Source organism: Pseudomonadota bacterium (genome assembly GCA_030859565.1).
Taxonomy (GTDB): Bacteria; Pseudomonadota; Gammaproteobacteria; order JACCXJ01; family JACCXJ01; genus USCg-Taylor.
Window position 1 is genome coordinate 1 of record JALZJW010000158.1, and the last position, 7662, is coordinate 7662.

The 7662-nt window shown below is 56.8% G+C and carries 13 protein-coding genes and 4 pseudogenes; 15 read left to right on the forward strand and 2 right to left on the reverse strand.

The annotated features are described in order from the left end of the window. Positions 1-59: 59 nt before the first annotated feature. A complete protein-coding gene (locus M3436_17675) occupies positions 60-395 on the reverse strand; it encodes a type II toxin-antitoxin system RelE/ParE family toxin (protein MDQ3565849.1) in 336 nt (111 codons plus the stop codon). A 728-nt stretch (positions 396-1123) separates the two neighbouring features. On the opposite strand from M3436_17675, the pseudogene M3436_17680 reads away from it, so the two are divergent. The 15 genes and pseudogenes from M3436_17680 (at position 1124) to M3436_17750 (ending at position 7260) form a co-directional block, all read left to right on the forward strand. Beyond that, positions 1124-1450: pseudogene (locus M3436_17680) on the forward strand (type II toxin-antitoxin system RelE/ParE family toxin). Next, on the forward strand, positions 1431-1739 hold the full coding sequence (locus tag M3436_17685; protein MDQ3565850.1) for a helix-turn-helix domain-containing protein: 309 nt from the start codon (positions 1431-1433) through the stop codon (positions 1737-1739). The pseudogene M3436_17680 and the gene M3436_17685 overlap by 20 nt, the downstream one beginning before the upstream one ends. Before the next feature lie 289 nt (positions 1740-2028). Continuing rightward, positions 2029-2258 (forward strand): annotated as a pseudogene (locus M3436_17690) (transposase). Positions 2259-2429: 171 nt separating this feature from the next. Next, on the forward strand, positions 2430-2642 hold the full coding sequence (locus M3436_17695) for a type II toxin-antitoxin system HicB family antitoxin (protein MDQ3565851.1): 213 nt from the start codon (positions 2430-2432) through the stop codon (positions 2640-2642). Further along, complete coding sequence (locus tag M3436_17700; GenBank protein MDQ3565852.1) at positions 2639-2824, forward strand: type II toxin-antitoxin system HicA family toxin; 186 nt, start codon at positions 2639-2641, stop codon at positions 2822-2824. The genes M3436_17695 and M3436_17700 overlap by 4 nt, the downstream gene beginning before the upstream one ends. A 611-nt stretch (positions 2825-3435) precedes the next feature. Further along, entirely contained in the window at positions 3436-3714 is a 279-nt protein-coding gene (locus M3436_17705) for a type II toxin-antitoxin system RelE/ParE family toxin (GenBank protein MDQ3565853.1), read from the forward strand. Between the two features lie 12 nt (positions 3715-3726). Next, on the forward strand, positions 3727-4053 hold the full coding sequence (locus tag M3436_17710) for a HigA family addiction module antitoxin (protein ID MDQ3565854.1): 327 nt from the start codon (positions 3727-3729) through the stop codon (positions 4051-4053). A 453-nt stretch (positions 4054-4506) separates the two neighbouring features. Further along, positions 4507-4623: a DUF4160 domain-containing protein gene (locus M3436_17715; GenBank protein ID MDQ3565855.1), complete on the forward strand. Its 117-nt coding sequence runs from the start codon at positions 4507-4509 to the stop codon at positions 4621-4623. A 15-nt stretch (positions 4624-4638) separates the two neighbouring features. After that, positions 4639-4938, forward strand: a pseudogene (locus tag M3436_17720) (DUF2442 domain-containing protein). Positions 4939-5251: 313 nt separating this feature from the next. Beyond that, positions 5252-5377, forward strand: a pseudogene (locus tag M3436_17725) (pilin). 30 nt (positions 5378-5407) lie between these two features. Further along, entirely contained in the window at positions 5408-5785 is a 378-nt protein-coding gene (locus M3436_17730; protein ID MDQ3565856.1) for a hypothetical protein, read from the forward strand. Positions 5786-5892: 107 nt separating this feature from the next. Further along, positions 5893-6069, forward strand: a complete 177-nt coding sequence (locus M3436_17735) for a hypothetical protein (GenBank protein ID MDQ3565857.1) — start codon at positions 5893-5895, stop codon at positions 6067-6069. A 196-nt stretch (positions 6070-6265) separates the two neighbouring features. After that, positions 6266-6508 carry an AbrB/MazE/SpoVT family DNA-binding domain-containing protein gene (locus tag M3436_17740; protein MDQ3565858.1) on the forward strand — a complete coding sequence of 81 codons (243 nt, stop codon included), beginning with the start codon at positions 6266-6268 and terminating at the stop codon, positions 6506-6508. After that, positions 6486-6884 (forward strand): PIN domain-containing protein, encoded by a 399-nt coding sequence (locus tag M3436_17745; GenBank protein MDQ3565859.1) that lies wholly within the window; start codon positions 6486-6488, stop codon positions 6882-6884. Before M3436_17740 ends, M3436_17745 begins: the two co-directional genes overlap by 23 nt. A 169-nt stretch (positions 6885-7053) precedes the next feature. Then, on the forward strand, positions 7054-7260 hold the full coding sequence (locus tag M3436_17750; GenBank protein MDQ3565860.1) for a DUF5397 domain-containing protein: 207 nt from the start codon (positions 7054-7056) through the stop codon (positions 7258-7260). Between the two features lie 80 nt (positions 7261-7340). Here M3436_17750 and M3436_17755 read toward each other — a convergent pair. Further along, positions 7341-7662: hypothetical protein (locus M3436_17755; GenBank protein MDQ3565861.1), on the reverse strand; the 322-nt coding region annotated here is incomplete at its 5' end.

Sequence of the window (7662 nt, forward strand, 5' to 3'; positions counted from 1 at the left end):
TACGGCCGCCGGGTCATGGGCACTTCGCTCTATCTCCGCGACCATGCCTTTTTGAAGGCCTATTCAAAAATCCCCGCATGATGTACTTTGTCAAATGCAAAGAAGTCACGGCGGAAGACTCTATACGCCTCGGCCAGATCGGAAAGCACGCCTTTCAATTCGTTCCGCTCGGCCTGGGTTAAATCGACTTTCTGGTTCTTTACAAAAACGTTCAGCAAAAAAACCGGGATGTCCGCGCCGCCGTAAAACGTAATGACCCTATAGCCGCCGCTTTTACCTTTGCCTTTCGCCGCAAACCTGACCTTTCGTGCGCCGCCGGTCCCCTTGATCTCATCGCCCGCCGCTGGATGGGCGGCAAGATAGGTCACGATACTAACGCGCTCGTCTTCGGTCAGACCCGCTTGCGTGTCCGATAATTCAGTCCGAGAATCAGGTCATGAAAATCGGCTATGCCCGCGCCTCCACCGGCGGAGACTGGCTGACTCTTCGCAAAGACGGTGTCGGTATTCTAGATGTCCGAGCCACAATGGAAACACATGACGGTGCCTTGGTCTACACAGCGTACTCTGGTGTGGTGGATATTGGGGAGGATGGATACGAGAGATTCCTTCGGGGAGATCTCCCAACGATAGCCCAGCTTCGCATAGTTCCCCGCTACTATACAACTCACCCAGAATACCAGTGGCTGAACAGGGTACAGTGCCTGGGGATAGGGCAGTCGGACTTGGCGCGCTCACAGGTGAGCTATGACATATATGCTATCCGGTAACGCGCGTAAGGCGGATTCGTAGATTCGTAGGTGGTTCCGCCGAATGAATGAGAGGTGACAAGGTTCACCGATGCCGGATCACCGCCGTTACCGTGTGCCGGGAGGCACTTATTTTTTCACCATCAATCTCATAGGGCGCCGGGCCGACTTGCTGGTGCGGCATATCGAACCGTTGCGGGAGGCAGTGAAGTGTACGCGAGCCGAGCGACCATACTGCCTATCATCATAATCGAGTGCAGCCGGGCAAACCGCTGTGCAGTTTCCCCGCCGGCTCATTGAGGGCATTAGGTTTTGCGGTAGGGAGGCTATCACCCGACATTGGCGGTGATACGGCTATGCCGTACATTTGGGCGCGTGTACAATGTCATTGAAACTCCAACATTTTCGCGCCTAGCCGCCGACTACTGGACCGAGGAGGAACGTAGTACCTTCGCGTCCTACATCGCGGCCAATCCCGAAGCCGGTGACGTTGTTCCTGGTTCCGGCGGCGTGCGCAAGGTGCGCTGGAGTTACGCTGGCCGTGGCAAGCGAGGCGGGGTGAGGGTTATCTACTTCAATCGCTTCAACCGTGGTTAAATCTGGTTGCTGTTGATCTATGGCAAGAGTGCGAGAGAAAACATCCCCTCGCACGTGCTTCGCCGGATCAAGGAGGAAATCGAAAATGCCGAAGACCGAACGTGAATTGAACACACGCGATGCCAAGCGCGATATCGGGGCCGAACTGCTCGCTTCCGTACGAGAAATGAAGGCTGAGGCTCGTGGCCGCACGCACCGACCGGTTATCTCCGAAGTAGTTCGGGCACGGCTTGCTTCCGGGTTGTCGCAGCCTGCATTTGCCGCACTTCTTGGGGTCTCGGTTCGCACCTTGCAAGACTGGGAGCAAGGCCGGCGTAAACCGTCTGGGGCGGCGAAAACTCTGCTCAAGATCGCCGCGTGCCATCCCGAAATTCTCCAAGAACTCGCGGCGTAGCGCCTTGAAACCTAACTTTCGAATTACGCGGTTGACCGCGACGAACCGCAGCACATCCACGTTGAGAGTGACGATAGGATCGCAAAATCCTGGCTCGACCAGTTCGCTTGCAGAGCAGTGGCGGATTCGCGCGCGTCGAGATCGCGCGGATTGAGAAGGTGGTGACTGATTATAGGTTCGAGCTTATGGAGGCTTGGAATGAGCCCGCAGGGCGGAACGCCGAAGGTGGTTCCGCCGAATGAATGATAGGTGACAAGGTTCACCGACGGCGGAATACCGCCGTTACCGTGTGCCGGGAAGTACTTACTTTTTCACCATCAATCTCTTAGAGCGCCGGGCCGATTGCTGGTGCGGCATATCGAAGCGTTGCGGGAGGCAGTGAAGTGTACGCGAGCCGAGCGACCATTCCATATCAACGCCTGGGTCGTGCTTCCCGATCACATGCATTGCGTGATGGCCCTACCACCGGGCGACGATGACTTTTCCAATCGCATTAAGGCAATCGTGTCATTCGGCCGAACACCCCTGCGGGGCATCCGCCCGCGGGCTCACTTGATGTTTAGAGCGAGTCGGCTACGATGCATAAGTTGCAATTCATGCCCACACTATTCGCAGCGACAAAAACACCGTCTCTTAAACGGGTTCTTTGACAGATTCGTTAGGCCTAGCCAAATACTCAGGAGTAGCAAAATGAAATATCGAGTTTTAATTGAGCAAAACGAAGATGGAGTTTTCGTTGCTGACGTACCGGCTTTACCGGGCTGCATCTCACAAGGTAAAACTAGGACGGAAGCCCTGAATAATATTCAAGAGGCGATTGAGGCTTACCTAGAAAGCCTGCGGGCGCATGATGAACCTGTCCCTCCATCAATCGATGAAGAGGTAATAGAGGTTGCTGTGTGAGTACTTTGCCACGGATTTCGGGACGTGAGGTTGTTGCAGCCTTGCTAAAGGCAGGTTACGCACGAGACCGACAGAAGGGTAGTCATATCGTCTTGCGGCGGGCGGTTCATCCCCACCACCGCATCGTTGTCCCTGATCATGCTGAAGTGGCAACCGTCCAAAACCTAGCATTGCGAGCCTGAGTAGTTAGAAAAGTAATCAATGTGTGTTACGTGAATAGAGCCATGCAACTATCCTCCGCGGGGATGCCCTCCCTGGCTGCTGGATTCCGGCAATCCATGCCGGAATGACGGTCTTACCGGGCAAATGTCAATACCCCCTAGTTGTGTTTCGTTTTCCTACTGATCGCAACGGGAGAAGCGCGCGCGCCAGTATGCCAATGCTGCGGCCGGATTTTCGGGAAGCGCGGAACCCGGCGATCCTGGGTTAAGCGCAGCGGTGGATGGAGGGGCCGGCTGAGAAGTCCGCATCGAGCTTGGGTTTGAGCGCCGCCATGGACGCACCGTGATGGCGCGGCGACATTACGCACCTCTCGCGGTCCGGAAGCTCGCGATAGGCGCGCGTCGACGGGCGAAGCAGGAGACGCATCGCGCCTTAAGTCATTGTAGGAGATGTGTCGCACCGCGCAGTGGTGCGACGCTGCGGACGCAGGACGAATCGCGGCACCAATAGCCTGGCGCGTCATGCGGGTGCATTTCGGGGGACAGGACGGCAGAAATGTATCACGAGCATAGCGACACGCTAGACAATAGTCACGCTTGACATTAATCACGCCATACGTTACTAAGAGCGCGTGATCAAGACGTTCAAGTGCGCCGACACACAAGCCCTTTCAAAGGGCGAGCGGGTCAAGCTGTTCGCGAATATTGCGGCCGTTGCTCGACGTAAGCTGCGGCAGTTGGAGATCGCGGCCCGATTGGACGATCTACGAGTACCGCCTGGCAATCGGCTGGAGGCGCTGAAGGGCGATCGCGCCGGCCAGCACAGCATCCGCATGAACGATCAGTTCCGCGCGTGCTTCCGTTGGACGGACGCAGGCGCTGAAGACGTCGAGATCGTTGACTATCATTGATGGAGAATTACGATGCGTAAACTTAAGCCGGTAACACCAGGCGAACTCTTGTTGGAAGAGTTTTTGAAGCCCATGGGGATCAGCCAGTATCGTCTGGCGAAGGAGATCGGCGTGCCTGCGCAGCGCATTGGCGACATCGTGGCTGGTAAACGTGCCATTACTGCCGACACCGACTTGCGCCTATGCCGGTTTTTCAGCCTTTCTAACGGATACTGGCTGCGTGCCCAAGTAATCCATGACACCGAAGTGGCCGAACGTGCGTTGGGCTCCGAGCTGGCGAAGATCAAGCCTTGGGAAGGTATGGTGGTTGATCGACGGCGCGTTCTAACGCGCGCATGAACACCGACGCACAAACAGCGGCGCTTCGCTTGCTGTTTGTGCGGTGGGTGAAGGCAGGTGCCTATCCGCGTGATTAGGCCGGCGAGGGTGCGTTGCACGTTGCCGCTGGCGCAGCGCTATTTCTTGTTTTAAGCATGGCGTGGTTTGCGCGAGCGGCCCGCCTCACCCGCACTTCGGCTCCCGGCCCCGAGCCTGCGCCTGCTCATACAGGGGCACTGCCTGCGGCGAGCGGGGTGCGGTGCCGCCTCGCCTGGACATGTTGACCCAGAGTACCGCTACGCGAAACGCGATCGACCTCGCCAAGACCCGCGCCCGGAGGGCGCGAGTGGCCCGGCTACAGACGTGACATCTATCGGCATGCTGCTCACCAATCAAACCGTTTGAAATGTGGCTTTGGATTGCTTATGTTGCGTCGGGTTTCGTTTCTATTTCTTTTCGCGTGAAGAACCTCGGATGCACGTTCATGTCCAGGGACAAAACGGGGAGGCGAAATTCTGGTTGGAACCGCAGATAAAGCCGCGCAGAACTTCGGGTTTCAGCCAAAAGAGTTTTCTGAGGCATTGCGCCTGATTACGGAGCACGAACATGATATCCGCACAGTCTGGAACAGACATCTCGGAAGTTGAGGTCACGAACGTTTCGAAGTATGGTTTTTAGTTACTTATTCACGATGAGGAAGTCTTTGTCCCCTTTGACCAGTTTCCGTGGTTTAAAGAGGCCGCGATCGGTGGGTTGTTGCACGTAAAATTACCCTCACCCCACCACCTCTATTGGCCGGATTTGGATATAGACCTTGCGGTGGAGTCGCTTTCCCATCCAGAACGGTTTCCGCTGGTCAGCCGTGTCGCTATCTTCGAACGCCCGGATTGGACATGCCGGCGGTAGCCACGGCGGAATTTTGTCGCGGAGCACGATTGCGATCCGTCGGAGGCGCGCACGCGTCGCGTCAAAAATTGACGAAATTGGTCATGTCCGGGGCCTGCCTTTGGGGATAAATCCATGACCCGCATCACGCAAACCGGCGTCGCAGCGCCCCTCGCGGCACCTGGCACACCTGCTGCACTGTAGCGCTCAGCCACCGGAGATAACCGCGGTCGGCAAGGAAGAGGCCCGGTCGTAGGGCGCAGGTGTCATCGTGAATGCGCCATCTGTTCGGGGTCATTGAACCATCCATTTTGAATTATCAGGAGATTTTCTAATGAAGAAGTTTCAACAAGGTTTTACGTTGATTGAGTTGATGATCGTGGTCGCGATCATCGGTATCTTGGCGGCCGTCGCCATCCCTGCGTATCAGGACTATACGGTTCGCGCGAGGGTGACAGAAGGCCTCAATGTGGCCTCGTCGGCGAAGTTGATGGTGTCCGAAACCTTTCAATCCAGTGGTGCTGCTGGTCTTGCGGGTGCGTCTGCTGCATGGACGACTGGCTTTGCTCCGACGAAGTACGTCACCCTCATGGGAATAAATGCGGCTGACGGCACCATCCTAATCACATACAACGTCGCTGCAGCTGGTATCCCGGAGCTTGCGGGCCAGAACCTTATGTCTCTGATTCCTGTCGTACGCGATCCCGTCCTAGGTACTGTAGCCCTTAGCACCGCTGGCGCTTCTGGCGCGATCGATTGGGGGTGCACTGGCATATTAAACACCACTGCTGCTGCAAAAATTGGAGCACTTGGCGTCGTAACGGCCACTGGTGTCCCGGGTAGATATTCACCCGCCGAATGCCGTTAACGCAAAGGTAGTTAGCTAGCGGATGAAGCAGAGCGGAATCCGGGAAAAAGTTAAATCCCAAAGCCCCTCCCCGGAGGGGCTTTTTTTGTCCGTGTTATGCTGCCGTCATGACCAGCGCCGAAGCCTTGCGTGATGCGCAGAGCGACGCCGAGTTAGTCAGTAAAAAAGATTTGCAGATTGAGCTTGCGCCGCTTAAAGGCGACTTGTTACTGTTGAAATGGATGCTGGGGTTGGTATTGGGCGGAATCATGGCTCTGCTATTGAAATCGTTTTTTCCAGGTTGATCTCCAGCTAGCTTCGATAATTCTTTTACGCCGATATTAGGCGCACGTGTGTGCAGCGGCCGCACCGTGGCAGCCCCAAAGCCCCTCCCCGGAGGGGCTTTGCTTTTGTGGGGCGAGCCGTTTTGACCGGGAAGTCCCCTTGATTGGCCTTCCTTACCGAAGTAGTATTATAGTAAGGTGCACTGGGACCATCCCCATGATCGTCAAACTCACCGCCAAACGTCAGGTCACCTTTCCCGCGCGCGTGCTCGAAGCGTTGGGCGTGAAGCCCGGCGACCGGCTCGAGCTCGAGCAAAGGCCCGACGGATTCATCCTGCGCGCGCGTCGGATCGATCGTGCGCGGCTCGCCCCGTTACGCGGCAAGCTCCCTCGCGGCGAGGGCGCCTTCGACCTCGAAACCTTCCGCGACGAGCCTCATGAAGGCACGTTTCGGGATTGATACGTCCATACTCGTTCGGCTTGTCACCGGCGACCCCAAGGAGGGCTTTGAGACCTGTGCGCGCGAGCTCTGCGCGCTCGTCGAGGGCGACGACGCCGAGGTGTTCGTGTCCAATCAGGTTATTGGCGAAGCCTACGTTGTTCTTCGACACCACTACGATGTATCCAAACCCGAGGCGCGCGCCGCCTTGGTGAGCGTGCTAAGGAGTGGGCTTATAGCACCGCTCAACGGCGCCGGAGCGTTCGCCGCCTTGGAGATTGCCACGGGTTGCGGTCTGCTCGACCGACTCATCGCCGATGACTACCGGCGCGCCGATCTTATCACCCTCACCCTCGATCGTAAGATGGCCGCTCTCGCGGACGCCCGGCTCCTCTAGCCAGCAAGCCCGGATGAAGCGAAGCGCAATCCGGGAATCTTCAAAACCCAAGTCCCTCCTCGGAGGGGCTTTGTTTTTGTGGGGCGAGCCGTTTTGACCGGGATTGCTTGGGTCGGCAGGTTGCCCTAGACTGAAATCACATTTGGGTCACGACGATGAGGCACTCTCCATGCACGCTCAGCAAGTCAGTTTTCCGGCGCCGAATCTCATCGGCGCCTTCAAGACCTTCGGCGCCTTTGGCCCCGCGTACCAAGTACTCCAGCCGGTCCAGCCGCTTGAAGACGGCGACTGGGTGGTGAAGGTTCGAATCCTTGAGACCGGCGAAGAGGTTGACTATCGTTACGCACGCATCATGGATGACCCACAAGCCACCTGATGTACGCGATTGCCTTCGATTTGACAGTCGCTGAGACGGAGCAGCAGCATCCTTCGACACCCTGAAATTCGTCGAAAGACTCAAAGCCGCCGGGGTTCCGGAAGGGCAGGCCCGAGGCGATGGCGGAGGTGCAGCGCGAAACCCTCGCAGAGGTTATGGATTCCGTCTTGGCGACCAAGGATGACGTCAAAGACGTGCGCACCGGATAGTGTCTCAGTTTGAATTTCGGCTATCGGCCGATTTTGTTGAAAAATGTCCGGAACTTCTGCTTTTGATGGCGGCGTGCGAAAAACCTTCGCGCCGTTCAACTCTTCCTCGGGTGCACCCGGCCTTTGGTAGCGCTTCCCTTGTAACTTGACATTGCAGGATTGATCTCTATACTTATCATCTGTATGGATGGTA